This is a genomic window from Desulfovibrio sp. 3_1_syn3 (genome assembly GCF_000145315.2).
Classification (GTDB): domain Bacteria; phylum Desulfobacterota; class Desulfovibrionia; order Desulfovibrionales; family Desulfovibrionaceae; genus Desulfovibrio; species Desulfovibrio fairfieldensis.
This window is the reverse complement of the sequence record NZ_ADDR02000001.1, coordinates 1,533,570-1,559,900: the sequence shown is the minus strand read 5'-3', so window position 1 is coordinate 1,559,900 and position 26,331 is coordinate 1,533,570. Positions and strand designations below refer to the sequence as shown.

At 62.0% G+C, this 26,331-nt stretch carries 20 protein-coding genes and 2 pseudogenes; 11 read left to right on the top strand and 11 right to left on the bottom strand.

Annotated features, from left to right (window positions below; all coding sequences use genetic code 11):
- Positions 1–375 precede the first annotated feature (375 nt).
- From hydG to hydF, 5 genes are all read left to right on the top strand, one after another.
- A complete protein-coding gene (gene hydG, locus HMPREF0326_RS06625) occupies positions 376–1,785 on the top strand; it encodes a [FeFe] hydrogenase H-cluster radical SAM maturase HydG (RefSeq protein WP_008685260.1) in 1,410 nt (469 codons plus the stop codon).
- A 2-nt stretch (positions 1,786–1,787) separates the two neighbouring features.
- The gene (gene hydE, locus HMPREF0326_RS06620) at positions 1,788–2,846 is read left to right on the top strand and encodes a [FeFe] hydrogenase H-cluster radical SAM maturase HydE (RefSeq protein ID WP_020990338.1); all 1,059 of its coding nucleotides are present in this window, start codon (positions 1,788–1,790) and stop codon (positions 2,844–2,846) included.
- Between the two features lie 27 nt (positions 2,847–2,873).
- Complete coding sequence (locus HMPREF0326_RS06615) at positions 2,874–4,130, top strand: [FeFe] hydrogenase, group A (RefSeq protein WP_008685258.1); 1,257 nt, start codon at positions 2,874–2,876, stop codon at positions 4,128–4,130.
- An 8-nt stretch (positions 4,131–4,138) separates the two neighbouring features.
- Positions 4,139–4,513 carry an iron hydrogenase small subunit gene (locus HMPREF0326_RS06610; protein ID WP_008685257.1) on the top strand — a complete coding sequence of 125 codons (375 nt, stop codon included), beginning with the start codon at positions 4,139–4,141 and terminating at the stop codon, positions 4,511–4,513.
- 146 nt (positions 4,514–4,659) lie between these two features.
- Positions 4,660–5,910, top strand: a complete 1,251-nt coding sequence (hydF, locus tag HMPREF0326_RS06605; protein ID WP_008685256.1) for a [FeFe] hydrogenase H-cluster maturation GTPase HydF — start codon at positions 4,660–4,662, stop codon at positions 5,908–5,910.
- 1 nt (position 5,911) lies between these two features.
- On the opposite strand, the gene galE is transcribed toward hydF, so the two are convergent.
- The 4 genes from galE to HMPREF0326_RS06585 all read right to left on the bottom strand — a co-directional run bounded on the left by galE (position 5,912) and on the right by HMPREF0326_RS06585 (position 14,090).
- Positions 5,912–6,898: a UDP-glucose 4-epimerase GalE gene (gene galE, locus HMPREF0326_RS06600; RefSeq protein WP_009303525.1), complete on the bottom strand. Its 987-nt coding sequence runs from the start codon at positions 6,896–6,898 to the stop codon at positions 5,912–5,914.
- Positions 6,899–7,299: 401 nt separating this feature from the next.
- Positions 7,300–9,621, bottom strand: coding sequence for a sensor domain-containing diguanylate cyclase (locus HMPREF0326_RS06595; protein ID WP_009303524.1), 2,322 nt, complete (start codon positions 9,619–9,621; stop codon positions 7,300–7,302).
- Positions 9,622–9,888: 267 nt separating this feature from the next.
- Positions 9,889–10,560, bottom strand: coding sequence for an adenylate kinase (locus HMPREF0326_RS06590; RefSeq protein ID WP_008685253.1), 672 nt, complete (start codon positions 10,558–10,560; stop codon positions 9,889–9,891).
- 335 nt (positions 10,561–10,895) lie between these two features.
- A complete protein-coding gene (locus HMPREF0326_RS06585) occupies positions 10,896–14,090 on the bottom strand; it encodes an AsmA family protein (protein WP_009303523.1) in 3,195 nt (1,064 codons plus the stop codon).
- Positions 14,091–14,258: 168 nt separating this feature from the next.
- Here HMPREF0326_RS06585 and HMPREF0326_RS06580 point away from each other — a divergent pair, with 168 nt between their 5' ends.
- Entirely contained in the window at positions 14,259–15,308 is a 1,050-nt protein-coding gene (locus tag HMPREF0326_RS06580; RefSeq protein ID WP_008685251.1) for a glycosyltransferase, read from the top strand.
- Between the two features lie 37 nt (positions 15,309–15,345).
- Here the strand turns inward: HMPREF0326_RS06580 and HMPREF0326_RS06575 are convergent, their stop codons facing one another.
- Positions 15,346–15,699, bottom strand: coding sequence for a hypothetical protein (locus HMPREF0326_RS06575; RefSeq protein WP_232224913.1), 354 nt, complete (start codon positions 15,697–15,699; stop codon positions 15,346–15,348).
- A 119-nt stretch (positions 15,700–15,818) separates the two neighbouring features.
- Here HMPREF0326_RS06575 and HMPREF0326_RS06570 point away from each other — a divergent pair, with 119 nt between their 5' ends.
- The 3 genes and pseudogenes from HMPREF0326_RS06570 to HMPREF0326_RS17585 all read left to right on the top strand — a co-directional run bounded on the left by HMPREF0326_RS06570 (position 15,819) and on the right by HMPREF0326_RS17585 (position 17,960).
- Entirely contained in the window at positions 15,819–17,219 is a 1,401-nt protein-coding gene (locus tag HMPREF0326_RS06570; protein ID WP_008685249.1) for a radical SAM protein, read from the top strand.
- Between the two features lie 185 nt (positions 17,220–17,404).
- A pseudogene (locus HMPREF0326_RS17590) lies at positions 17,405–17,773 on the top strand (AraC family transcriptional regulator); the annotation flags it as partial.
- A 13-nt stretch (positions 17,774–17,786) separates the two neighbouring features.
- Positions 17,787–17,960 (top strand): helix-turn-helix domain-containing protein, encoded by a 174-nt coding sequence (locus HMPREF0326_RS17585; RefSeq protein WP_083823316.1) that lies wholly within the window; start codon positions 17,787–17,789, stop codon positions 17,958–17,960.
- Here HMPREF0326_RS17585 and HMPREF0326_RS06560 read toward each other — a convergent pair.
- Entirely contained in the window at positions 17,944–18,333 is a 390-nt protein-coding gene (locus tag HMPREF0326_RS06560; RefSeq protein WP_020990337.1) for a cupin domain-containing protein, read from the bottom strand. The genes HMPREF0326_RS17585 and HMPREF0326_RS06560 overlap by 17 nt on opposite strands.
- Before the next feature lie 211 nt (positions 18,334–18,544).
- Between HMPREF0326_RS06560 and HMPREF0326_RS06555 the strand changes: the two genes are divergently transcribed.
- Positions 18,545–18,991 (top strand): flavodoxin, encoded by a 447-nt coding sequence (locus HMPREF0326_RS06555; RefSeq protein ID WP_008685247.1) that lies wholly within the window; start codon positions 18,545–18,547, stop codon positions 18,989–18,991.
- A gap of 487 nt (positions 18,992–19,478) precedes the next feature.
- Here the strand turns inward: HMPREF0326_RS06555 and tnpA are convergent, their stop codons facing one another.
- Positions 19,479–19,934: an IS200/IS605 family transposase gene (gene tnpA / locus HMPREF0326_RS06545; protein WP_008686514.1), complete on the bottom strand. Its 456-nt coding sequence runs from the start codon at positions 19,932–19,934 to the stop codon at positions 19,479–19,481.
- A gap of 1,738 nt (positions 19,935–21,672) precedes the next feature.
- Here tnpA and HMPREF0326_RS06540 point away from each other — a divergent pair.
- Positions 21,673–22,803: pseudogene (locus HMPREF0326_RS06540) on the top strand (methyl-accepting chemotaxis protein); the annotation flags it as partial.
- 84 nt (positions 22,804–22,887) lie between these two features.
- On the opposite strand, the gene HMPREF0326_RS06535 reads toward HMPREF0326_RS06540, so the two are convergent.
- From HMPREF0326_RS06535 to HMPREF0326_RS06520, 4 genes are read right to left on the bottom strand one after another with little or no spacing between them, the layout of a single operon-like run.
- Positions 22,888–23,598 carry an ABC transporter ATP-binding protein gene (locus HMPREF0326_RS06535; protein WP_008685241.1) on the bottom strand — a complete coding sequence of 237 codons (711 nt, stop codon included), beginning with the start codon at positions 23,596–23,598 and terminating at the stop codon, positions 22,888–22,890.
- Between the two features lie 2 nt (positions 23,599–23,600).
- Positions 23,601–24,371, bottom strand: coding sequence for an ABC transporter ATP-binding protein (locus HMPREF0326_RS06530; RefSeq protein ID WP_008685239.1), 771 nt, complete (start codon positions 24,369–24,371; stop codon positions 23,601–23,603).
- Entirely contained in the window at positions 24,368–25,399 is a 1,032-nt protein-coding gene (locus tag HMPREF0326_RS06525) for a branched-chain amino acid ABC transporter permease (RefSeq protein WP_008685237.1), read from the bottom strand. The genes HMPREF0326_RS06530 and HMPREF0326_RS06525 overlap by 4 nt, the downstream gene beginning before the upstream one ends.
- On the bottom strand, positions 25,396–26,301 hold the full coding sequence (locus tag HMPREF0326_RS06520; RefSeq protein WP_008685235.1) for a branched-chain amino acid ABC transporter permease: 906 nt from the start codon (positions 26,299–26,301) through the stop codon (positions 25,396–25,398). The genes HMPREF0326_RS06525 and HMPREF0326_RS06520 overlap by 4 nt, the downstream gene beginning before the upstream one ends.
- Positions 26,302–26,331: the final 30 nt, after the last annotated feature.

Genomic DNA, 26,331 nt, shown 5'->3' with positions numbered 1-26,331 from the left:
CACGTAATTGACAAAAGTAACACGAGATGGCATATCTGCAAGGGAGCAACCGTATGCATGCCCCGCCGCCCGGAGGCGGCCTGCCCGCAGAGAATTTTTTTAAACCAATGGTGTTACTTTTTTAAAAAAGATAACACAACAGTATAAGGGTTCCTGTCGCCTGTCCGGTATTTGACGGCAGGTTCCGCACAGCATCTTTCCGGGTATTGCGAGACGTCGCTTTCGCGGGGGCGTGAGCGTAACGGCGGCTGCTCGCATATCGTAACACGAAATTTTAAAATGTAATACAAAAAAACAAACCGCCTGAGCGTCAGGCCGCTTGTCCTGAAACCCACTAATCGGCGGTTCAGCGACCGCTGCCAGCAAGGGGATGCCATGACGGGGAATATTGCGGATACCAGGGCCACATGGTTGGACGACGCTACGATAGAACGCGTGCTTGCCTCCTCCTGTAGCCGCGAGGACCCGGCGCGGGCGCGCGAGGTCCTTGCCAAGGCCAGGGAACTGAAGGGGCTCTCGCTTACGGACGTGGCCGTGCTGATGGGCCTTTCCTCTCCGGAATTGACGACGGAGCTGTACCACACCGCCAAGGCGGTCAAGGAAGAAATTTACGGCAACCGCATCGTGCTGTTCGCTCCGCTGTATATCTCCAATCTCTGCTCCAACGAATGCCTGTACTGCGCCTTCCGGAAATCCAATACCGAAGTGACCCGCCGCGCCCTGAGCCGGGACGAGATACTTGAGGAAACCAGGATCATCCTGCGCCAGGGGCACAAGCGGGTTCTGATGGTGGCGGGAGAGGCCTATCCCGGCAGCGGCATCGACTATGTACTGGACGCCATTGACGCCATTTACGAGGCGCGCGAGGGCGGCGGCAATATCCGCCGGGTCAATGTCAATCTCGCCCCGCTTTCGGTGGAGGACTTCCGCCGTCTCAAGGAACGGCATATCGGAACCTTCCAGCTTTTCCAGGAGACCTATCACCGGCCCACCTACGAAAGCGTGCACTTGGCGGGCCCCAAGCGCGACCTGGACTGGCGGGCCTCTTCCTTTGACCGCGCCATGCTGGCGGGCATCGACGACGTGGGCATGGGGCTGCTCTACGGTCTCTATGACTGGCGTTACGAAACCCTGGCCCTGATGATGCACATCGCCCATCTGGAAGAGCGCTTCGGTGTGGGCTGCCATACCATCAGCGTGCCGCGCATCGAGCCCGCCGTCGGTTCCGACCTTGCGTCCCGGCCGCCGCATGCCGTCAGCGATCAGGATTTCCTGAAGCTGGTGGCGATTCTGCGCCTGGCGGTTCCCTATACGGGCCTGATCATGTCCACGCGCGAAAATGCCGCCATACGCGGCCTCACCCTGGAACTCGGCGTTTCGCAGATCTCGGCGGGCAGCCGCACCAATCCCGGCGGCTACAAGGAAGACAGTCAATTTGAGGCGGCCCAGTTTCAGCTCGGCGACCACAGAAGCCTGGCCGAGGTGGTGAAGGATCTCGGGGACCACGGTTTCATCCCCTCCTTCTGCACGGGCTGTTACCGCCTGGGGCGCACGGGCAAGGATTTCATGGATCTCGCCAAACCCGGCCTCATCAAGGCCAAGTGCGCGCCCAATGCCCTCTCCACCTTTGAGGAATATCTGCTGGACTACGCGGGGGAGGAAGAGCGCCTGGCCGGTGAATGCGCCATTGCCGCCTCTCTGGACGGCATGGAGGAGCGCACCCGCCGCGTCTCGGAAAAGCTGCTTTCCAAGGTGCGTTCCGGCCAGCGGGACGTCTACTGCTGAGCATGGACAAGGATGCGTCTGTGCGCCGCGAGGACATCCTCAAGCTCCTGTTTGCAACGCCCTATGCCGAATTGCGGCACCGCGCCGCGCGGATAACGGCACGGGAAAAAGGCTCGCATGTTTTCGTGCGCGGGCTTGTGGAATTCTCCAACGTCTGCCGTCGCAATTGCCGCTACTGCGGCCTGCGGGCGGCCAACAGGCAACTCGTGCGCTATACGCTTTCCAAAGACGAAATAATGGAGACCGCAACCGAAGCCGTGACCGCGGGCGCGGACACCATTGTGCTGCAAGCGGGCGAATATGCGGTGCCGCCGCAATGGCTGGCCGGGGTAGTGGACGCCATACGCCGCGACCTGCGCGTGCCGGTGACCCTCAGCGTGGGGGAACAGCCCCGGACGGCCTGCGCCCTGTGGAAGGAAGCCGGTGCCGCGCGCTTTCTGCTCAAGCATGAGACCGCCGACCCACGGCTGTATGCGCGCCTGCACCCGGGCCACACGCTGGCGGAACGCCTCGCAAGCCTGCGTATGCTGCGGGAGCTGGGCTATGAAACGGGTTCGGGTTTCATGGTGGGCCTGCCGGGGCAAAAGCCCGAATCCCTGGCCGACGACATTCTGCTGGCGCGGGAGTTGCGCGTGTCCATGTGCGGGGTGGGGCCGTTCATTCCCCAGGCGGATACGCCTTTGGGAACCCGGCCCGGAGGCACGGCGGCACTGACCCTGCGGGTCATGGCCGTGCTGCGCATCGCGCTGCCCCGGGCCAACATTCCCGCCACCACGGCCCTGGCTACGGTGGATGCGGTCGCGGGCCAGAAGGAAGGCCTGCTGGCCGGGGGCAATGTGCTCATGCCCGGCTTCACGCCGCCGGGATACCGTGAGCACTACCGCATTTACGACAATAAAAACCGCGTGGATACGGCAGCCGCACGCATGGCCGTCGAGGCCGCCGGGCGCACGCATACGCTCGCATCGCCGCCGGAAAGCGAGGAAAACCCGGCGGCCGCCGGAAGAAGCATGAACTGTTCATCGCCGCCCGTGCGGGCGCGACTGACGGATGGAGTCTGATTCACCTGTTACCGCCAGGAGGTTGGAATGCCGCGTATCGTCATGGAGCATATCCAGTATGAGCCCAATGTGCCGCCACAGGGGGCCGACGGCGACAAGATGTTTTTTGTGCAGGTTGATGCGGAAAAATGCATCGGCTGCGACACCTGTCAGGAATATTGCCCCTCAGGGGCGATCTACGGGGAAACCGGCGCGGCGCACGAGGTCGCCTACCCCGAAGCCTGCATCAACTGCGGGCAGTGCCTGACCCATTGTCCGGAATTCGCCGTTTATGAAGTGCAGACCTGGGTGCCGGAACTGCAAAAGAAGCTTCAGGACAAGAGCGTCAAGTGCATTGCCATGCCCGCTCCGTCGGTGCGCTACGCCTTGGGCGAGGCTTTCGGGCTCGCGCCCGGCAGCGTGACCACCGGCAAGATGCTCTCGGCCCTCAAAGCCCTGGGATTCGCCCATTGCTGGGACACTGAATTCACCGCCGACGTGACCATCTGGGAAGAAGCCTCGGAATTTGTACAACGCCTGGGCGAAAAAAAGCATCTGCCCCAATTCACATCCTGCTGTCCGGGCTGGCAGAAGTATGCGGAAACCTTTCACCCCGACCTGCTGCCGCACTTTTCCTCCTGCAAATCGCCCGTGGGCATGAACGGCAGGCTGGCCAAAACCTACGGCGCGGAAAAGCTGAACTATGCTCCCGAACAGATCTACACCGTGTCCATCATGCCCTGCATTGCCAAAAAATATGAAGGCCTGCGTCCCGAGCTGGCCGCCGACGGCCTGCGCGACATCGACGCCACGCTGACCACCCGCGAACTGGCCTACATGATCCGGCAGGCGGGCATAGACTTCAGCAAGCTGCCCGAGGGGCAGCGCGACAGCCTGATGGGAGAATCCTCCGGCGGCGCTACCATTTTCGGGGTGTCCGGGGGCGTCATGGAAGCGGCTTTGCGCTTCGCCTACCAGGCGGTGACCGGCCAGCGTCCGGAATCCTGGGATTTCAAACAGGTGCGCGGCCTCAAGGGGATGAAGGAATACACGGTGACCATCAACGGCATTGAGCTGCGTCTGGCCGTTGTGCATGGGGCCAAACGCTTTGACGCGGTCTGTGAGGAAGTCCGCGCCGGGAAGTCCCCGTATCATTTCATCGAGTTCATGGCCTGTCCCGGCGGCTGCGTCTGCGGCGGCGGCCAGCCCCTGATGCCGACCCTGCTGGAATACGCGGAGCGCAAGGCCTCCAGCCTCTACGGCAGTCTCAGGAAACGCCTTGCCGATATGAACACCAACGCCTAGGGGGCCATATGTCCATACTGACGAGCACAAGACGGGGATTTTTAAAAGGCGCGTGCATTCTGTCCGGCGGCCTCTTGCTGGGTGTGCGCATGGTCAACAAGGCCTATGCGGGAGCCAGAGAAATCAAGGACTACATGCGCGACCGCGTCAACGCCGTATACGGCGCCGACAAGACCTTTCCCAAGCGGGCCTCCCAGGACAACGCACAGGTCAAGGCCCTTTATGATTCCTGGCTCGGCAAGCCGCTGGGCCATAAATCGGAAGAACTGCTTCACACCAAATGGTTCGACAAATCGGAAGGCCTCAAGAAGCTTACGGCTTCAGGCGCGTACCCCAATCCTCGCCACAAGGATTTCGCGGGCAACGCCTATCCGTATGAATAAGCGCCGGGCTCTTCCGCCCAAGGGCTGATACGCACAGCCCCACCCAGACCCCGGCCGGCGCGGTTTTGCCCAATCGCGCCGGCCGTCCCGGTTTTCCCGGTCGCTCGCCGCCGCGCAACCGGTCCCTTTTCGCAAGGAGTCCACCCATGACCGAAGCGCCCAAGGGCCTTCGCCTGCACATTGCGCTTTTCGGACGCCGCAATGCGGGCAAGTCTTCATTGCTCAACGCCCTGTCCGGACAGCCGGTGTCCATTGTTTCGGATACGCCCGGCACAACGACAGACCCTGTTGAAAAAACGCTGGAAATGGCCCCGCTGGGGCCGGTGGTCTTTCTGGACACCGCCGGTCTGGACGACGACGGCGAATTGGGCAGATTGCGCGCGGAGCGCAGCCTGGAGATCATGCGCCGGACCGACGTGGCCCTGCTGGTGACGGACGGGCGGATCTGGGGGCGGACCGAGGCGGCTGCGGCCGCCCGGCTGCGTTCCCTGGCGATTCCCTTTGTGGTGGTGCGGAACAAGGCGGACGCCGATTCCGGCGCGAAGGAAACAACGGATGCCCCCGACAGGCCGGAAGGCCTGGACGCCGCCGTGCCCGTCATACGCGCCTCGGCCCGCAGCGGTCTCGGCCTGGACGAGATACGCGCGGCCATCGAACGCGTCGCGCCGGAAAGCGCCCTGCGCCAGCCCCCGCTGCTCAGCGATCTGCTGCCGGAACAGGGCGTTCTGCTGCTCGTCGTGCCGCTTGATACGGGCGCGCCTCGGGGGCGGCTCATTCTGCCCCAGGTGCAGGCCATTCGCGACAGCCTGGACGGACGCAAAATCTGCCTGGCGACGACGGACAAAGACCTGCCTGCAGCGCTGCTGCGCCTCAAAGAAGCCCCGGATCTTGTGGTCTGCGATTCCCAAGTGGTCCATGCGGTGGACCGGGAGACGCCTTCGGACATCCCCATGACCACCTTTTCCGTGCTCATGGCCCGTTTCAAGGGGGATCTGCCAGCTCTGGCCCGTGGGGCCGCCGCACTCGGACGACTTCACCCCGGTGACAGCGTGCTGATTCAGGAGGCCTGCTCCCACCATCCGCAGCACGACGATATAGGTCGCGTCAAGCTGCCGCGCCTGTTGCGCGGGCTGGCCGGGGGCGAGCTGCATTTCAGGATGGCCGCGGGCAAGGAATTTCCGGACTCCGCCGGAGACTGCGCGGCCGTCGTGCACTGCGGCGGCTGCGTCATCACGCGCGGGCAGATGCTGGCCCGGCTGCGCGCCGCGACCGAGGCGGGCTGCCCTATGACCAATTACGGTCTGGCCATTTCCCTGGCGCAAGGCGTGCTGGCCAGAGTGCTTTCTCCCTTTCCGGACGCTTTGCGCGCTTACCGGAAGGCCCGCGCGCAAGCCTGACTCAGTCGTCGAAGCCGTGGGGATGCGTGCAATGCCATTCCCAGGCCGAGGCGATGATGCCCTCAATGTCCACCCTGGGCTCCCAGCCCAGTATCTCCCGCGCGCGCTGCGCAGAGGCCACCAGCCGGGCCGGATCGCCCGCCCGGCGCGCCCCCGCGCGCACCGGAACAGCGTGGCCCGTGACCCGCCGCGCGGCCTCAATCATCTCCCGCACGGAAAAGCCCCGGCCGTTGCCCAGATTGCAGATGACGCTTTCGCCGCCGCGCCGCAGGTAATCCAGGGCGCGCATATGGGCGTCGGCCAGGTCCATGACGTCCAGGTAGTCCCGAATGCAGGTGCCGTCGGGCGTGGGATAGTCCTCGCCGAACACCGTGATATGTTCGCGCAGGCCCAGGGGCACCTGGAGGATCAGGGGAATGAGATGGCTTTCCGGCCGGTGGTCCTCGCCGATGGCTCCGCCGGGCAGCGCCCCGGCCACATTGAAATAGCGCAGTACCACGGAGCGCATGCCGTGCGCCAACCCCACCCAGCGCATGATGTTTTCCATCATCAGCTTGCTTTCGCCGTAGGGGTTGGCGGGCCGGGTGGGGTCGCTCTCCTCGATGGGCACGCGCCGCGGCTCGCCGTAGACCGCCGCCGTGGAGGAAAAGACGATCTTGTCCACGCCATGCCGCCGCATGGCTTCCAGCAGCATCTGCATGCCGTGGACATTGTTGTTGAAATAGGCCAGCGGCTTTTCCATGCTCTCGCCCACCAGAGAACTGGCCGCGAAGTGGAGCACCGCGTCGATGCGGTTTTCGCTGAAGACCCTGTCCAGGGCCTCGGGATCGCGAATGTCGCCTTCATGAAGGCGCACGCCCGCAGGCACGGCCCGGCGATGGCCGGTCAGGAAATTGTCGATGACCACGGCTTCCTCGCCGCGGGCCAGCAGGGCGCGTACATTATGCGAGCCGATGTACCCGGCTCCGCCGCAGACCAGAATCGCCATGCTTCTTCTCCCTCTTTATCAGGCTTGCGTCAGTTGCCGCGCGCTGTCGTCAAATAATCCACCCCATAAAAATCCCGCTGAAGGCCGCTGCGGGCCTTCGCTCATACGCGGGTCCGCCACACAGTGCTGGACCCGCTGCAATTTTGGCCCGTAACGTCCTCTTTGGCAAGACGGAGCGTGAGATGGAACACGGCGTGTCAAAACAAGGGGGGCGGCCACAGTGTAAACGCCGCCATCGGTGTGGGCGCAGGCCGCGTCAAAGACAGTCGGATATGATGCCAATGAAAAATCTGCTGTGTTTTTTGGATGACGGGCAAGCTGTCGCGCAATCCGGGGGAAATACGGCCGCCCGAGCCGGATGGACCGGCGTCGAATCCGCGCCCCTGTACCACTGTCCGGCCCTATGCTTCGGCGGCATCCCCGCCGTTTTCAACATCCGGCGCGGCGTCGATATTCGCATTGACCACGCTGGCTCCGGCCGGGGGCGGCAATGCGCCCGCCTCGCGCATTTCCGCATAGAAGACACAGCCGTTTTTGCCCATATGCTTGGCCTGATACGTGGCCTCATCGGCATGCTGGTAGAGTTCCGCGAAGCTGCGCCCGTCGCCGGGGGCGCAGGCCACGCCCATGCTGGCGGTCAGCACGCAACGGTTTTCACCCTCGCCCCATTCCGTGCGCAGTTCGCCGCCCAGTTTGGCGGCCCGCTTGCGGATATGAAGCATGCTCAGCCGCTCGGTACAGAAGACCAGAAATTCGTCGCCGCCGATGCGCCCCACAATGTCCGCGGAACGAAAATTCTGACGGATGATCCGGGCCATGGCGCAGATGGCCTGATCTCCCACGGCGTGGCCCAGACGGTCGTTGATGATCTTGAAGTTGTCGAAATCGATCATGAACAGCGCATAGCCGCCCGCCGCCCCGTCCAGGTTGTGACGGTCAAGGAAACGGGCGATGGCCTGTTCCGTGGCCAGCTTGTTGTACATGCCGGTGGCGCTGTCGCGCGCGGCCTGATTGCGCAGGGTGAGCTCCAGGTTCTTCTGGTTGTCGATGTCCGTGATGATTCCGATGACGTAGATGGGCCAGCCGCTGTCGTCCATGATGTTGGAGGCTTCGATCCTGTACCAGCGGTACAGGCCGTCCACGTCGCACAGACGCATTTCCGCCACGCGCTTGGTCTGCTGCAGGGCGTCCTGGAAGTCCCGCAACGCGTCCCGGTCGTCCGGATGCACCGGAATCTGGCTGCCGTCCGGGTCCGGCTCCAGAATGTTAAAGGCCGAACCGAAAAGCTGCATCCAGCGCGTGCTGCAATAAAAGTCGCCGTTGAGCAGGTCCTGCTCAAAAATGCTGATATCGTGCTGCTCAAGAATGAACTGGTAGCGCTCGTCGGAAATACGCTGGGCCTGCTGTATTTCCTTGTTGCGCGTAATATCGAAGACAATGCTTGCGATATAGGGCTGACGCCGTTCGTCATAGGCCAGGGTGCCCTTGTTGTAGAGCCAGACCAGATTGCCGTTTTTGGCCCTGGTGCGGTACTCCACATCAATGGCCTTGCTCTGTTCCAGCTGCCGGGAAATGGTCAGCAGAACCTCGTCGCGGTCTTCCTCGTAAATGGTGTTGGCAAAAGTATTTTCGTAAATGCGCTCGAACTCTTCCCGGCTGTAGCCCAGCAGATCCAGATAATTCCGGCTGAGAAACAGAAACGTGCCGTCCACGCCGCTGACCTTCTGAACTCCGCCGGAAATATTGGCGATAATGGCGCTGTATTCCTCCTGCTGGCTGCGTATCTTGCGGTGGGAACGGCGCTGGCTGTACATGAGATAGAGCAGCAGCAAAACGGCGATGACCGTTACACGCAGCATCAGCGTGCGGGTGACGGCATTCTGCTGGTCGATGCGCTCATTCAGAACGCTTTGCGGCAGAATGGAAACCAGCTGCCAGTCGTTTTGCGCCAGAGGCACGCGGCTCATATAAAAGGAATAGCCGGCGCCTTTGAAATGCAGCACCCTGTCGCCGCTGCGGCGCATGTCCTTGAAGAAATCCTGTACCTGGGAGACCGTATGCGGCGATTGCGTCTGCCTGAAGCGCCTGATCAGGTCGTCCAGATCCCGTCCCTGCGGCAAAGCGCCGAAAAGCACATGGCCCTGGCTGTCGAAAACCAGGTTTGAGGTCCGGCCGTCAAAGGCCCTGGTTTCTATGCTGGCCTGCAAGGCGTCAATATTGATGCCCGCCACCAGCACGGCCCGGACCTTGCCCTCGCGCGTCACAGGTACGGCCAGAGCCAGCACCCGGTTGCGGTCGAAGGTGGCAACCATGTCGGAGGAAACGCCCACGCCGTCGTGCAGGGCGCGCTGGAAGTAGGCGTCCGCGCTGAAGTCGAGCTCTTTGTCCAGAGCGGAAAAGCCCTTGCCGTCCGGCGCCAGAATGCCGAAATTGCGGATGCTCGGTTCCAGCAGCAGGCCGAAATTCTCGGCATTTTCTCTGGTGACCGGATTTTCGCAGGAAGAAAGCAGACGGGCTACTCCCTCCAGATCGCGGAAACGTTCCTTGAGCTGGCGCTGAAAGTTCTCCGCCGCGTAATGCGTGGATTCCTGCAGGCGCTGGGTCAGAGTGGTGGTAATGTCCTGTTTGGTGCTGGCGTTGTAGTCCCGGATGGAATAAAGCAGCCCCCCGAGCAGCGCGGCGAGGAACAGCGCGGAAACTATGGCGGTGGACAATTTGGACATGCGGCCATCCATTACAGGCATTGCCATCCGAAAACCTTCCGCCGCGGCGCGGCACCCGCAAACAGCGAGCCGGTCTTCCCGGGCACGGACGGCATCCTCCCTGAAAACAGGGGGCTCCGGCACGGGCATTTTCGCGGGCAAACTGAGATTGTGAGCAAGAGGATAGCCGCATTGTCGGCAAAAGGGAAGCTGCCGGAACCGGGGTAAAGATAAAAAAAGTGCCCCTTACGAGGCACTTACGACATGCGGTCAGAACGCGGCCGGAATTCAGCTCAATTTGGAGAGCAGGGTCTCCTTGATGGAGTCGATGCTGCCTTCGCCGTTGAGTTCGATGTATTTGGTCTTGCCCTCGTCGGCCAGCTTCTTGAAGAAGTAGGCGGCGGCCAGGGTACCGTCGGTGGTATTGTAATAAATGTCGTGGCGCTTGTTGATGGCGTTCTCGTCCTGGTCGTCGCTGCGCGCGGAAAGCTCGGCCCCGCAGACCCGGCATTTGTCGCCGTCGGGCTTGATGGCGTCAATAAAGATATTGTTGGGGTGGTTGTTGTTTTCCTTGCAGAGACGGCGGCCCATGATCCGGTTTTTCGCCACTTCGCGCGGCAGCAGAATTTCCACCACGTAGTCGAGCTTGAGACCTTCTTTCCGCAGGGCTTCCCAGAGCTTCTGGGCCTGGACCATATTGCGGGGGAAGCCGTCCAGCAGCCAGCCGTCCTTGCCCTTGGTCTTCAGGGTTTCCAGCACCATGGGAATGGTGATGTCGTCGGGCACCAGGTCGCCGCGGTCAATATAGGCCTTGGCTTTTTTGCCCAGCTCCGTGCCGCCGCCGATATGTTCGCGGAAGATGGCGCCGGATTCGATGTGAGCAAGATTGTACTTTTGTTTGATCAGATTGCCCTGGGTGCCCTTGCCGCTGCCGTTGGGTCCGAAAATCAGGATATTCACCGTTGCTCTCCTTGACGGAACCGGATGTTAATTTGTGCAAAAAAGAACACGCTCTTTGCGGTTCTAGCCCGGAAAACCCGCTCTGTCAACGGGGGCGGCGAAGAACGCAGGGTCATTCCGTTCCCTGCCGTTGTTTTGTTCTGCCCTTCGGGCATTAGCGGGATACCTCATCCGTATGCCAAGCCCATAGAATTAAGTACCCTATGAAAAGTAACCTGCTCCAAATACAAAATCACTCTGCCTACGGCAGGAGAACAAAATGGCCCTGGCGAGAAACGGACGGCTCGTGGGATTGTCCGGCGGGCAGCCCAAAAGGCATATCGCGTTCACAGCTGTCAGCGGAACAGCTTCCAGGTTCCCTCCACAATGCCGCCCAACACGTCCACAAATCCCGAGGTAATCCCGCCGATGGTGTTCAGGATCAGCTTGCCCGCGCCGATGGAAGTTTTGCTGTCGTGCAGGCTGCCGTAGAGGCGCAGGGGGAAATCGGGCAGATTTTTCATATTCACGGTAAAGTTGCAGTCCAGGGTTTCCTTGTTGAGATCTATCCAGCCGCCGCCGTGAACCTTGAGCCCCGGTCCCTGCAGGCTGAAGTCGCTGCTGTGGACCACCCCGGACGCGATATCGCCCGAGGCCGAGGCCAGATCAAAACGCGTGGGCTTGCCCTTGAGTTGGCCGTCAGTGCCGCGTTTCTGGTAGGAACCGTCGCGCACGCTAAAACGCCAGAGGCCGTTCAGGGCGGCGGGCAGCTGGCCCGGTCCGGTCAGGGCGCCCCGCACCTCGGAACTGATGCTGCCCCGGCCTCCCAGGGCCGCGCTGCCGCCCCTGTCCCGGCTGGCGGCGGTCAGGTCGAAGTCCGTCACGGAGAGGGAACTTTCAAAACGCAGGCCCTTGGTAAAGTCGATGCCCGCCCGGCTTTGCAGGGGCGCGCCGTAAAAACGGCCTGTATTGGGCCCGCAGTTCAACTGGCCGTTTTCCAGATTGAGCGGCAACTTGAGATCCTGCACCTTGAAACGCCAGCCGGTCAGTTGTTTGACGCGCAGTTCGCCCTTGGCGCTGAAACCGCGCATGAAGCTGAAATCCCAGGCGCCGCCCGCCGGTTTGACCGCGCGCCCCTTGGCCGCTTTGGCATTCTTGTCGTCCAGGTAGCGGTTCAGGTCGACATTGTCCACGGAAAGGGAGAACGTCAGGCCCGGCTGTTTGCGGATAGAGGCGCTCAGCGAGCCGCTGACCGAGCTCTGGTCCACACGGGCGCGGATGTTGCTGAGAGAGAACGTTTCCGGAGTGCCCTTAAAATCCGTCTCCAGAGAGAGCGTGTTCAACCCGGGCGGCAGCTTAGCCGCCGTGCTGAAAGCCTGCCGCAGGGTACGGCTCAGGTCCCGGCTGAACGCGGAAACCGAGCCTTGCCAGGCAAGGCCGCCCTTGCCGCTGTTGACCTGGGCCTGGCCCCGCAGCTCCACGCCCAGCGCATTGGCATGGGCCTTGCCGACTGCGAGCTGGTTGCGCGCGCCCTGGCAGGAAAATTCGCCGCTCAGGTCCGCCTGCAGGCCCTCGGGCAGCGCACTGAGCGCCGGACTCAGGCGCAGCGCCAGGCTGCCAGGCAGGTTCTGAAAGTCCAGATTACCGTTGCCGCCGCCGTCGCCGCTGAACCAAAGTCGGCCGTTCAGATCCGCCCGGCCGTTCAGGTCCACGCTGTCCAGCGCGCCGCTCCACTGGCCGTCCAGGCCCAGACGGCCCTTTTCCCAGGCGGCGGAACGGGCCTTGAGTTCCACATCCATGCCCGTGAAGGCCAGGCTTCCGGACGCGCCGGGCAGGCGCAGGGCCCCCTGCTCGCCGCGCGCGCTCACCGTACCCCGCAGTTTGCCCAGAAAGACGTCCAGTTCCCGGCCCTGGCTCATGATGTCCACATCGGCCCGCAGGCGGCCGCTTTTGATGGGCAGCACGGGCATCGCCTTGCCCAGGAGAGCGCCGTTCACGTCGCGGAAGCGCATCTTGATGGCATAGGGAAGCTCGGGACCGCCGCCCAGAATGCACTCTCCGCGCACGCTGCCGCCGTAGAGCCGCCCCTCCGCCGTGAGCAGGGTGTCTTCCAGGCCGTTTTTGTCCATCTTGCCGGGGCTGATGACCACCTTGGCGTCCTCAATGAGCAGAGGGCCGTAATCCACTTTGGCGGCGGCCAGCCGGATGTCGTAGTCCACGCCGGTTTCGCCGGGTTTGAGAGGCTCGCCGGGCAGCGGCGTCAGCGAATCGTGAAAAAAACGGGGCCCCAGGGGCGGTTTGCCCACGGACTCGGGAATCGCCAGTCCCAGATTGAGGCGCTCGGCCCTGAGATCCAGAGCCACCTCCGGCTTGGCCCAGCTGGCAACCCCGCCCGAACCGGTAAAGCGCGCCCCAGCGCAGCGCACCGCAATGCGCGGCACCGTCAGGCCCAGGCCGTCCAGATGGAAATCCAGATTGCCGTCGGTAAGGTTGTCCAGGGCCAGTTGCAGGCCGGGCGCGAGATTGCGGGCAAAGCCCAGCCACTGGGTCAGGCTCGCGCGGTGCAGCAGCAGGCGGCCGTCCAGGCTGAAGTCCTGTTCCTTGTTTTGCAGCGCGCCGGGCAGGCGCAAGGTCCCGCTGAGCTCCCCGCTGTCCGGCCCGAGCTCCAGCCGGAGCCGCTCCAGGTTGACAATCGGCTCGCTGCCGCGCATGGCCGCCGTGCCCGCCACGGAGAACGGCAGCGACTCCCGGTCCTTGGCCAGTTCCCCGCGCAGATCCGCGCGCGCCGTCCAGCCCGTGGCCCCGCCCTGCAGATCCAGGGCCATGTTGAAGCGCTCAAGAAAAGGCGGCCAGCGCAGCGAGCCGCTGAGCCGCAGCTTGGGCGTGGCCGTGAGCGGCGTCCGCAGGTCGCTTTCCCCTTCGGCCAGAAAATTGTCCAGGCGGATCAGGGGCGCTCCCTGCCGCCGCAGCAGAACCGCGCCCAGATGCACTCTGCCGCTGACAACGGCCGGGGCTTCCGTGTCCAGGCGGCATTGCAGGCCGCTCAATTGCAGGTGCGCGCCGTCCGTGCCGATGAGTTCGGCTTCGCCCTGGACAATGGTCATGCGGCAGCCGTCGGGCAAATCGGGCAGGCCGCCGCCGTTCCCGCGCAGGCGGGCCGCCAGCGCGTCCATGTCCCCCAGGGGCAGGGGCAGCGCACCGCCCAGCTTGGGCCGCAGCAGGGAAATGTTGCGCGGCACGAATTCCCCGCGCAGCAGAGCCAGAAAATCAGGCCGCAGCGTGGCATAGGCCACGGAGAAATGCAGGTCCTTTCCCCGCACCGAGGCGTTGCTCACCGCGATGGAAGGCACGGGCAAAAGCACCACGTCCACGGCTTCCACACAGAAGATCAGGCCCGTGCGCGCGGAAATCCCGTCCAGATAGTGGCGGGTGAGAGCCTCGGGATTACGCTGCAAAAGATAGAAGGCCGTCGCCAGCAGAACCGACAGCACAAGCAGCAGCGCCAGGAAAATGCGCAGAAGAAGACGTAAGCGGCGGGCAGTCAAAAACATGGTTGTTATTCCACGCCTTGACGCCATGGGGCGTCGGGGCTAGTTAGGAAAACGCGGTTAATGGCCTTGTTGTTCCCATTAACCGGCGTTTCCTCAGGAAAAAGTATTTTATCTTGCCGTATTTGGCAACAGCCCGGCGGTCGCGCCGCCAGTCCGTTCCGGGGGGCTATGCAACGTCTGTTATGGATCGGCAGCCCTTTTTTCTGCCAGTCTCTGCGCTCCTGCGGCTGGCAGGATGTGGCCCTGCACAATTTTGAAGACGCCCGCGTATTCTGCTGGGAAGAACTGGTGCGCCTGGCCGGGTTCATCCCGGACGTATTGGTGGTGGCCGACAAAAGCCGCCCGCCCTTTGTGCTGGGCATGGAGCGCTTTCCCTGTTTGACGGTTTTTTACAGCGTGGATTCGCACATCCACAGCTGGCAGCCCCTGTACGCCCAGGGCTTCGACGCCTGCCTGGTTTCCCTGCGCGACGATCTGGAGCTTTTTTCCGGCCCCTTTCTGCCGCCCGAGCGCGTCTGGTGGTCGCCGCCCTTCGCACAGGACGACGACCAGCCCCGCCCCGGCATGCCCAAGCTCTGGGACTGCCTGTTCGTGGGCACGGTCAACGAAAACACGCCCCGGCGCGCCGCCTTTCTGCGGGAACTGACGAGTCGCCTGCCGGGCCTGCACCAGACGCGCGGCAACTACCGCGAGCTCTTTCCGCAGGGGCGCGTGCTGCTCAACCATTGCGAGCACGGGGACCTGAATTTCCGGGTCTTTGAAGCCATGGGCTGCGGCGGCTGCCTGGTGACGCCGCGCGTGGGGCACGGCCTGGCCAAACTTTTCGTGGACGGCGAACACTTGGTGGGCTACACACCGGACGATGCGGGAGACGCGCTGTTCCGCATCGAACTTCTGCTCAAGAATCCCGAGCTGGTGACCTATATCGGGGAAACCGCCCTGGCCGAGACTGACGCCAGGCACCGGGCCAGGCACCGGGCACAGGCCTTCACGGACCATCTCTGCGATCTCTGGATGCAGGATGCCGCCGCGCTGATCGCCGCGCGCCAAGCCAGAGCCGAGGCCATCCGCGAGGAATGCCTGAAAATGCCCTATCTGCTCTGGGCCGAGGAGCTGGCGGAACCGGATCTCAAGGCCGCCTATCTGGCCGCGGCCAGAGGAAATTACGGGCTGGCGGAATCAGAGCATTTTCACAATAAGCGAAAATCTCAAGCGTAATTTGTTCTGGCGGATCACAGACATCCGGCGAAACGATTCAGCGGCGGCCCGCAGGGTCGGCGCCCGCGTCCGCAAGCGGATCAAAATGCAGGTCCAGGGCCGGATCAGGGGCGGGATTGTCCTCACGGCCGAACCGATCAGTCCGGGCGGACGGGGCCGGGTCCTCAAAGCTCAGATGCAGCAGGGGATCGCGGGCCGGAAGGGTTTCGGTGGGCCGGGGTTCGGAACCGGCGCTGCCGTCCAAAGCGTCTAGGCGCGATTCCATGGCCCGTAACAGGACGCGCATCTGGGCGTGTTCGTCACGCAGAACCTGGCAGAGGCGTTCCTGGCTGCGCAGCATATAGAACAGCACGGCCAGCATGCCCAGAAAGCAGAGAAAGATAAACAACATGATGGAAAACATGGCGGGCCTCACAAAAGCGCTGTGCGCGCCGGGCGGGCCGGAAAAGCCCGTCCGCGTCGCGCCTTCCCGCTTATATACGTTAGCCCCGGCTTGGGCAAGGAGGATTTATGGCCGCTCCGCGTCTTGAGCCGCATCTGGTCATGGCCGACCAGAGCGGCAACATCTATGACGATCCGCAATTGCTGATGGTCTGTCGCCGGGGTGCCCAGTGGGGCCTGCCGCGTCCCGACGAACTCATGCCCCTGCCCGAGGAAAGCGAGCTTTTTCTTCTGCCGGGCCGCCGGGCCGTGGGCCTGAATCCGGAAAGCGGCGAAACCGAGGTTCTGGACCAGCTGGCAGTGGCCGCCTTTGCCGCGCCCGCGCACACCCTTTCGGCCCACCCGGCCTATGAAAGCGAAACCGGCGCGCCCCTGCTGCCCCTTTTCGCCTACGGCGCGGTGGGCTTCGCGCACGGCCGCTTTTACGTCTGCGCCCGCAAGGTGGACCAGGACCCGCGCCAGCGGTTCCAGCGCATCCCGCGCGTCCGCATTGAGCAGAACGTGCGGCGCCTGTTGCGCGAGCACCCGGACAACCGCTTGGTCCGCCATATTCTGGACAATTGCGTGCTGCGCTACGACTGTCCGGCGGCGCGCAACTTCGCTCTGGGCCGCTATGAAGCGCCGCTGCCCACCTCGCGCGCCTGCAACGCGCGTTGCGTGGGCTGCATTTCGGCCCAGGACAAGGATTCGCCCGTGGCCGTGACGCCCCAGTGCCGTCTGGCCTTCACTCCCGAAGCCGCCGAAATCGTGGAAGTCATGCGCCTGCACCAGAGCCGGGAAACGGCCACGCCCATCTATTCCTTCGGCCAGGGCTGTGAGGGCGACCCCCTGACCAATGCGGACCTGCTGGTGGAAAGCGTGCGCCTGTTCCGCACCGGCGGCGGCCGGGGCACGGTCAACTGCAATACCAATGCCTCCAATCCCGAGGCTGTGGCCCGTCTGGCCGAGGCCGGGCTGACCAGTATGCGGGTGAGCTGCAACAGCGCCCGCGAGGCGCTCTACCGGCGTTACTACCGGCCCGCCGATTACAGCTTCGCCGACGTGCGCGCTTCCATCCGCGAGGCGCGGCAACGCGGCATCTTCGTCTCGCTCAACCTGCTGTTCTTCCCCGGCGTCACGGATACCGAAGAGGAACTGGAGGCCCTGGCCCGCCTGGTGGGCGAAAACGGCGTGAGCATGATCCAGTGGCGCAATCTGAACATCGACCCGGAATGGTATTTCCGGCTGATGAGCGGCCGGGAGGGAAGCACCTCCCCCGCGGTTCCGGACGCCGCGCTGGACACGGCGCCGAGCATGGGCCTGACCGTGTTCATGAAGCGGCTCAAAAAGCTCTGTCCCTGGCTGCGCTACGGCTACTTCAATCCCTATCTGGGCGACAGAGCGGAAATCACGGCCCCCCTGCCCGGCGCGTGGCGCATGCCCGAGCCCGAGGCCAGGAGCGCCCTCGGCGCCGCGGGGGCCGAGGAATAGGCGCTCCGGCAGGGAAGCATGGTCTCTATCACATACCGACATACGGCTTCCGGCAAGGTTGAATTTGTGGCTTCCCGGAATGCCGCGCAAAGGTATCCCTGGCATCTGCATGCGGCGCATTGGGTAAGCGGCGTCGTGCTGTCCGGCGGCCTTGTGCTGGAAACCCGCGCCGAGGCGCGTTACCTGTGGACCGGCGGCTATTTCAGGATTCCCCGGCGTGTGCCCACAGGCTGTTTCTTGAACCCGGAACAACCCTGCTGGCGGCCTGCCTGCCGACGAATTCCTCCATCCTCCCGTATGACGCCCGGCTTGCCGGGCTGGTACGCGAAGCCTGCGTGCCTCTCGCTCTGGGCGCGCGAGCAGAGCACCTGGGCCGATATCTCCTCCACGCGCAACCGCCGGAAGAAAGCACTGCGGAACCACCAATACAAAGCGTGTGCCGCCTGCTGCTGGACGACCCCGCCACGCCCTGGCCCCTCAAGCGACTGGCCGCCCTGGCGGGTTACAGCCCCTGGCATTTTCTCCGTCGTTTCCGCCGGGAGACCGGCCTGACGCCCCACGCCTTTTATCTGCTCTGCCGCCTGCGCCTGGCGCGCCCTGTTGCGGGCAGATACGGCAGCGGCCGAGGCCGCCGTATCCGCCGGTTTTACGGACCAGAGCCATCTGCACAAGCTGTTCAGGCGACAGCACGGCATGACGTCGGAGCAGTTCCGGCGGGCAAGCCTCAGGCTGGAAGCGTGATGAATTTGGCGAACAACCAGAGGCCGTTTTCGCCCGCGCGGACTTCATGCGGCGTCTTGGCGGGCAGGATCGCCATGCTGCCCGGCAGATAGGCGATCTCTCCCTCCGGCGTCAGGCACACGCCGCTTCCCCCGACAACTTCATGCAGTTCCAGGCTCGTGCCGTGGGCGTGCCTGCCGATCCCGCGCCGGGCTTCAATCCTGACCAGGTGGCAGCTCAGCAAGCCCTCCGTCAGCTCAGGCATGACCAGATTTTTCAGAAACACGCCGGGAAAATCCTTATGCTCCTTCCAGGGTTCCACCGCGAGCACCGGTAGCTGACCGGCAACAGTCAAACGCCCCTTGGCAAAGCAGTCAAACAGCTCCTTCTGCATCTCATCCTCCTTGATTGGCTTTGCCCCTTCCATAGGACGAAACGCGGGCCTTTTATTGTAAAAATTTGCCGTACTCCGTGCTGCCGCCCCCGGGCAAGAGATGCGCAATTTCCACTTGACGAAACAGGGCTGGGTGGCTATTTCCTTTTTGAACGAATTGAAAAAGAATTTCAATTTTATTCCAATACGTCCGAGCCAGAAGGAGAAGGCCATGAGCAAGATTTTAATCGTTTACGGTTCCAGCACCGGCAATACCGAGAGCATCGCCCACAAGCTGGAGCAACAGCTGGCCGCAGCCGGGCATGAAGTGACGGTGCTCAACGCCGCCGATGCCTCGGCCGAACACCTGGCCGATGGTTATGACGCCGTATTGTTCGGCGCTTCGGCCTGGGGCGTGGACGACCTGGAACTGCAGGATGATTTTGCGCCGCTGTTCGAAGAATTCGACGTCATGGACCTCAAGGGGCGCAAGCTGGCCGCCTTTGCCTCGGGCGACCGGGATTACGAACACTTCTGCGGCGCCGTGGACGTTATCGAGGCCCGCAGCAAGGAGCTGGGCGCCGAGATCATGATCGACGGCCTGCGCCTGGAAGGCGACGGCGGCTCCGCGCCCGATGAAATCGAATCTTTTGTCCAGGCCGTACTGAAGAAGCTGTAATCCTCCTCATACAGCCCTCCTGAACGCGAACGCCGGTCAGAAACCGGCCAAGCAGCTGCCATGAGAAAGGCCCGGAACCATCGGGGTTCCGGGCCGCTTGCTTGTCAGGGCGTGGGCGCTTCTCCCATATTGCGGGGCCAAGCCGAGCCGTTTCAGCAGCGCCGGAAGAATTTCCGATCCGGTTTGCCCACGGCGACGGCTGTCGGAAATGGCGGCTTGGCGGGCTCCCATCCCCCGGGCCGGTTCCGCTTGTCCCGCGCAGCCGGTGACGTTCAGGATTCGGACACAAGCATCAGAAAAGGCGGCGTCCATTGTCGCTCTCCTTGCTAAAGCAATGGGAGAGGGACGTTCGCCTGTTTTGAACCAAAAATCAAAACCACCCGCATAGCGGGTGGTTTGCTCCAGCCCTATAAGGGCTTGTTACCGGCCAGCGTCTAAAGGCGCTGGCTTTCACTTTGTTCAAGCCCAGTGCCCTTGCCGCTTTGGCTTACCCCTGGAAGGGGTTTTGGTATTCTCGGGTACTTACTCGATCTTGCAGAATATCATGCTTCTCTTGCTGCTGAATGTATTTTTTGACCGTTACCTCATTGAGTCCTACCGTACTGACGAAATATCCTTCCGCCCAGAATTTCCTATTGCCAAATTTGTACTTCAGGTTTGCATGCTTATCGAAAATCATCAATGAGCTTTTTCCTTTCAGGTACCCCATGAAACTTGATACACTGATTTTTGGAGGAATACTCACCAGCATGTGCACATGATCCGGCATGAGATGGCCCTCGATAATTTCAACACCTTTATATTTGCATAAGTCCTTAAGAATTTCTCCGATACTTTCTCGAATGTTGGCAAATATTATTTTCCGCCTGTATTTTGGAGAAAAGACAATGTGATACTTGCACAACCATTTTGTGTGGGCTAAACTTTGAACTCGAGTTCCCATATAAAAACACCTTTCCCTTAAAAATTACGATGGGCTTGAACAACTCTATCGTATGGGAAAGGTGTTTTTTGTATAACAAATTATTTCCACCCGCATAGCGGGTGGATTTCTGTTTCGCTCGCAAACGCTCGCTCAACTGGCTAAAGCCCCTTACTAAAAAACCTCTTGAGGCTGGAGCCTCAAGAGGTTTTTCTGTTGCCGTTCCGGAGCTGTTTGGGGAGTGCCCGGGAACATGCCTGCCTGTGGGGAGGCATATAAACCGAATCATCCACAGATCGTAAGCACGATCGACGGAGACTTCGGGTGGAGAGAGGCAGCCATTCTTCCGAAAGACAGGTTGGAAAGTATGTTTTTGCATGAGCGGCGGGAGGGAAAAAGACATTTAAAAACCTAAAGCAAATTGAGTTCATGCCGATATGGGCGGTAACTGGCGTTAACCTGTCACTTTTGTTCCAGTGGATGACAGCAGTAAGCATACAAAAACTTACGGAAGGATGTATTGCAATAATATTCCGTAATAATAAAAATTAAATAAGCCTATATTTTATTTTATAAAGGTATTATTCTTCATATTTTACATTCTAAATTATGTTTTTATAACCAAATACACATATCATTATAAAAAGAGGGCAACTGCTTTTATAAATTCCTGAGGAGAAAAAAATGAAACACAACTTGTGAATATGGTATGTGCCTGTTTCAAACGGCACCGGGAGGCTTCAGGTCAAGGCCACAATCTTTTCTGGAACTCTTCCTCAATTTCATGTGAAACAAATGGCATCATGGAGAAGAATGTCAGAAACTACTGTCAAAGGTTGCTAGGTGAATTATGAAATTGCAGACAAAATTGATTCTTGGCTTTTCATTAGTTCTTTTTATGACTCTGGCGCTGGGAGGAGCCTCTTATTACCTGACGGATGAGATGAGCCGGTTTTCCGGCCAGGCAGCGCATATCGAGAACAGTAAAACAGCCCTGCTGAACACACAGGCCGCCTATCTGCGTTATATCGTTTATGGGAGCGACAGCTTTGCCCAGCGTGCCCGGGAACAACTGGCGGAAGCCAAAAAGCAGTTCGAATTGTGTCTCCCCATGGTTGCGAGCCCCGAAAACAGGCAGAAAATGTCGGGTTGCATCAAGCAATTGGAGGCCATTCTGCCGGTTTTACAGAAATGTATTGACGACCAGAAAAAAAGCATACGTCTGCTGGCTCAGGCCGATGAAGCCCGCGTGGGTCTGACAAAGGCCTTTGATGCCATGGAGGCCATGATTCGCGAGGTAATGCTCACTCAGGGCGTTGACGCGACCAGCATCGACAACCAGACAAAGGTGTTGGAACTGCGCATCGAATTCAACCGATTGCGGACCGAGCTGCGCAGCCTCTCCCTCAGGTCCACGCAAGAGGAGCTTAACTCCGTTTCGACCGCCCTGAAAAACATGCGGGATGCCATGGCCGAACAGGCGAACCGGTTTCGGACGCCCAGCAATAAGGCAGCGATGGCGGCCATCATAAGGGAGATGGACAAATACCTTCCCAGCGCGCAGGCCTCTATAGAGTTCACGCACCAGATGGGAGTGGACTTGCGCTCCCTGGCCGGGCTGTTCCGCAACGTTGACCAAAGCGCGACGGAGCTGTCCACCTTCGGCGTTTCACAGGTGCAGGAAAGCAATAGCGACGCCAATTTCGTCATCCTCGGCTTCTGCGGGGCGGCATTGCTCTGCGGCATCTTCATCACCGTCTTCCTCACCCGTAACGTGAACGCGCAACTGGGCAAAGACCCCGGCTAACTGAGCGTCATTGCCCACCGCGTGGTGGGCGGCGACTACAATGTGGACGACGGCGGCAAAAAGCAGGGCGTGTACGGGGCCATTGTGGAGATGGTGGGCGCTCTGGAAAGGAACATCAAGAAGGCCGAGCTTGAATCCCAAAACGCCCAGGAAGCCACGGTCAAAGCCGAGGAAGCCATGAAAAAGGCTGAAGCGGCCGGCCAGGAGGCCAAAGCCAAGGCTGAAGCCCTGCTGAACGTCGCGGGCAGGCTGGAAGAAGTGGGCAGTGTGGTTTCTTCGGCGTCCACGCAGCTTTCCGCCCAGATCGAACAGTCCGACCGGGGCGCGGGCGAAGCGGCCCAGCGTCTTTCCGAGGCCGCCACGGCCATGAACGAAATGAACGCTACCGTGCAGGAAGTGGCCAGAAACGCCTCAGCCGCTTCAGCCGCTTCCGCCGACACCAAGGACAAAGCCACCGCCGGCGCGCAGGTGGTGGAACGCTCCTTGCGACGCATAGAGTCCGTGCATCAGGTTTCGCTGGAACTCAAGGACGACATGACCCAGCTCAATGAGCACGCCCGTTCCATTGACCAGATCATGGGGGTGATCTCGGACATCGCGGACCAGACCAACCTGCTGGCCCTGAACGCCGCCATTGAGGCCGCCCGCGCGGGCGAGGCCGGACGCGGCTTTGCCGTGGTGGCCGACGAAGTGCGCAAACTGGCCGAAAAGACCATGGCCTCCACCAACGACGTGGGCAATGCCATCAAGGCCATTCAGGAAAGCACGGCCAAGAGCACGGCTTCGGTGGACAATGCCGTGGCCCAGATCGAGGAAGCCACGGACCTGGCCAATGAATCAGGCCGCGCGCTGGAAGAAATCGTGACCACAGCGGAAACCACGGCCGATCAGGTCAACGCCATTGCCACGGCCAGCGAGGAACAATCCGCCGCCAGCGAGGAGATCAACCACTCCATTCTCCTGTGCAACGACATGAGCAGACAGATCGCCGACGCCATGGCCGAGGCTGCCAAGGCCGTGTCCGGTCTGGCCCGGGAGGCTCAGGAGCTTTCGGAACTGATTCATGAAATGAAAGAGGGGTAACCCAACAAGATTGTTACAGCGCTGTTACAGCCGGATCTGGTCATCATCCCTCTGTGCCCATCCGGTTGTGACAGATGCGTCCCGCTATCCGCCCAGATACGCCTCGCGCACGCTGGCGTCGGCCAGCAGGTTTTCCGCGCGGTCTTCCATGACCACTTTGCCCACTTCCAGCACGTAGCCGCGCGCGGCCAGCTTCAGGGCGGCGCGGGCGTTCTGCTCTACCAGCAGCACGGTGACGCCGCGCTCGTTGATGGTCCGCACGGTTTCGAAAATGGAGCGTACCAGCAGCGGAGCCAGCCCCAGAGACGGCTCGTCCAGCAGAAGCAGGCGCGGTTCGGCCATCAGGGCCCGGCCGATGGCCAGCATCTGCTGCTCGCCGCCGGAAAGCGTGCCCGCCAGTTGCTCCTTGCGCTCCAGCAGGCGCGGGAAAAGATCAAAAATCCATTCCAGGGTGCGTTCGCTACGGGCCTTGTCCCGGATGCAGAATGCGCCCAGGCGCAGATTTTCCAGCACGCTCATGGCCCCGAAGACCCGGCGGCCCTCCGGGGACTGGGCTATGCCCAAGCCCACCACCTCATGACTGGGCAGGCGCAGCAGGGGCTTGCCCTCAAAGAGAATCTCGCCTTCACAGGGACGCACCAGACCGCTGATGGACAGCAGGGTGGTGCTTTTGCCCGCGCCGTTGGCCCCGAGGATGGTGACGATCTCGCCCTCCTCCACGCGCAGATTGATGCCGTGCAGCACTTCCACGCTGCCGTAGCGCACCCGGATGTCTGAAAGGGTCAGCAGAGACATATTCACCACTTCTCGTCGTCGGCGCCCAGATAGGCTTCAATCACCGCCGGATGGCGGCGCATGGCCTCGGGCGCGCCCTCGGCGATCAAGGTGCCGTGCTCCAGCACCACCAGTTTTTCGCAGATCCGCATGACCAGGCGCATGTCGTGCTCAATAAGCAGCACGGTGATCCCCCGCTCCCGGATGGCGCCGATGATGTCCACCAGAGCCGCGGTTTCCTGGTCGTTCATGCCCCCGGCGGGTTCGTCCAGGACCAGCAGGCGCGGGTCCGAAGCCAGAGCGCGCGCGATTTCCAGCAGCCGTTGATTGCCGTAGGACAGGCCTCCGGCGGCTTCCGCGCGGCGGTCGGCCAGGCCCACGAAGCGCAATTCCTCCATGCAGCGGGCCACGGCGGCCTTTTCCTCGCGGCGCTGGCCCGGCGTGTGCAGCATGCAGGCAAACAGACCGGCCCTCATCCGGCAATGCCGTCCGGCCAGCACGTTTTCCAGCACGGGCAGCTTTCCGAACAGGCGGATGCTCTGAAAGGTACGCGCAATGCCCAGTTCCACCACCCGGTGGGGCTTCAGGCCGGTAATGGGCTCGCCGTCAAAAAAGATCCGGCCCCGCTCCGGCGTGTAATTGCCGGTAATGCAGTTGAAAACCGTGGTCTTGCCCGCGCCGTTGGGCCCGATCAGGCCCACAATGCTGCCCGCATCCACCGAAAAGGAAAGATCGTTGACCGCAATGAGCCCGCCGAAAATCTTGGTCACTTCCTGCAGGGAAAGCAGCTTCATGCGGGCCTCCCCTGTGCCGGGGCGGGCTCAGGCCCGCGCGCGGCATCCTCCGGGAGGCGCGGCGGAAGGCCCGGCGGCACATCCGGCGGCAGGACTGGAATGTCCGGGGGCACGGCGTAGCGGCGCGGACCGGGCGGCAGCAGGCCCTGCGGCCGCCAGATCATCATCACCATCATGGCCAGACCGAAGATCAGCATGCGCGCGGCGGAAAACTCGCGCAGCACTTCCGGCAGGCCGATGAACAGAAAAGCGCTGACCAGCACGCCCAATTGGCTGCCGCCGGAAAGGATGACCACCGCGAAAATGATTACCGATTCCATGAAGTTGAAGGATTCCGGCGCGATGGTGACCATTTTCGCGGCGTAGACCGTGCCCGCCATGCCCGCCCAGAAGGCCCCCAGCACAAAGGCCAGCAGCTTGTAACGGGTGACGTTGACTCCGCAGCCCTCGGCCGCGACGTCGTCTTCCTTGATGTAATTCAGCGCCCGGCCGAAACGCGAGCGCCAGAGCCCGTAAAAGAGCAGCAGGCTCACGCCCACCATGCCCCAGACCAAATAATAGAACTGCACGCTTTTGACGATCTTGTAGCCGAAGAAACGCGGGCGGCTGATGCCGAAAATGCCGTTGGAGCCGCCGGTCAGGCCGAAGACGTCGTTGATCAGGGCGATGCGCACAATCTCCACAATGCCGATGGTCACGATCAGCAGATAGTCGCCGCGCAGATGGATGATGGGCCGGGCCACCAGCAGGGCGAAAAGAGCCGCGGCCGCGCCCGCCAGGGGCATGGTCCAGAAGATGGGCCAGTGGCAGAGGGTGTTCAGGATGGCCGTCACATACGCGCCCACGGCGTAAAAGGCCGCGTGCCCCATGTGAAAGATGCCCGCCTGGCCCAGAATCACGTTCAGCGAAAGGGCCAGCAGGGCGTAGAGGCCGATCATCACGCAGACGTCCAGCCAGTAGGGATTGCAGACCAGGGGCAGCCCGCAGAGCAACGCGCCCATCAGGATGTACAGGGGCACGCGCTTCATAGCTTGTCCGCCGTGCGTTCGCCCAAGATGCCCGTGGGCCGGATGATCAGAATCAGGATCAGCACCAGAAAGGCGATGGCGTCCTTCCAGGCGATGGCAATGTACCCGGCGGCCAGGGCCTCGATGACGCCCAGCAGCAGGCCGCCGATCATGGCGCCGGGAATGTTGCCGATGCCGCCCAGGATGGCGGCGGTAAAGGCCTTGAGCCCGTAGGACCAGCCCATGGTGAAGTCGATCTGGCCGTAGTAGATGCCGACCATCAGACCGGCCGCGCCGCCCAGGCCCGGCCCGATCAGAAAGACCAGGGAAATGATCCTGTCCACGTTGATGCCCATGAGCCGGGCCGCGCCCGGATCAATGGCCACGGCGCGGATGGCCGCGCCCGTGCGGGTGCGCTGGATGAAGGCCGAAAGCCCGAGCATCAGCAGCACGCTGGCCGCGATGACCAGCAGGCGCACGCCCGACACGGCGACGCCGAAGAGATGCACCGTGAAGTCCGGGCGCAGAAAATCAGGATAGACGTAAACGCGCGCGCCGTAGATCAGCATAACCGCGTTCTGGAAAAAGATGGACGCGCCCAAGGCCGAAACCACGGCCGAGAGACGACCGGCATTGCGCAGGGGGCGGTAGGCCGCGCGCTCCAGCAGAAAGCCGAGCAGCGCCACCAGCAGGCCCACCATGATGAAGACCGCCAGCACGGCCAGGGGCAGAGGCAGCATGCCGGAGAGATTACAGCTCACCAGAAGGGTCAGGCCCAGATAGGCGCCGATGGTGAACAGATCGCCGTGCGCGAAGTTGATGAGCTTGAGCACGCCGTAGACCATGGTGTAGCCCAAGGCCACCAGCGCGTAAATGCCGCCCACGGCAAGGCCGTTCAGAAGCTGTTGAAAAAATTGTTCCATATTTCCCGGCGCTCAGAGCAAATCAAGCCG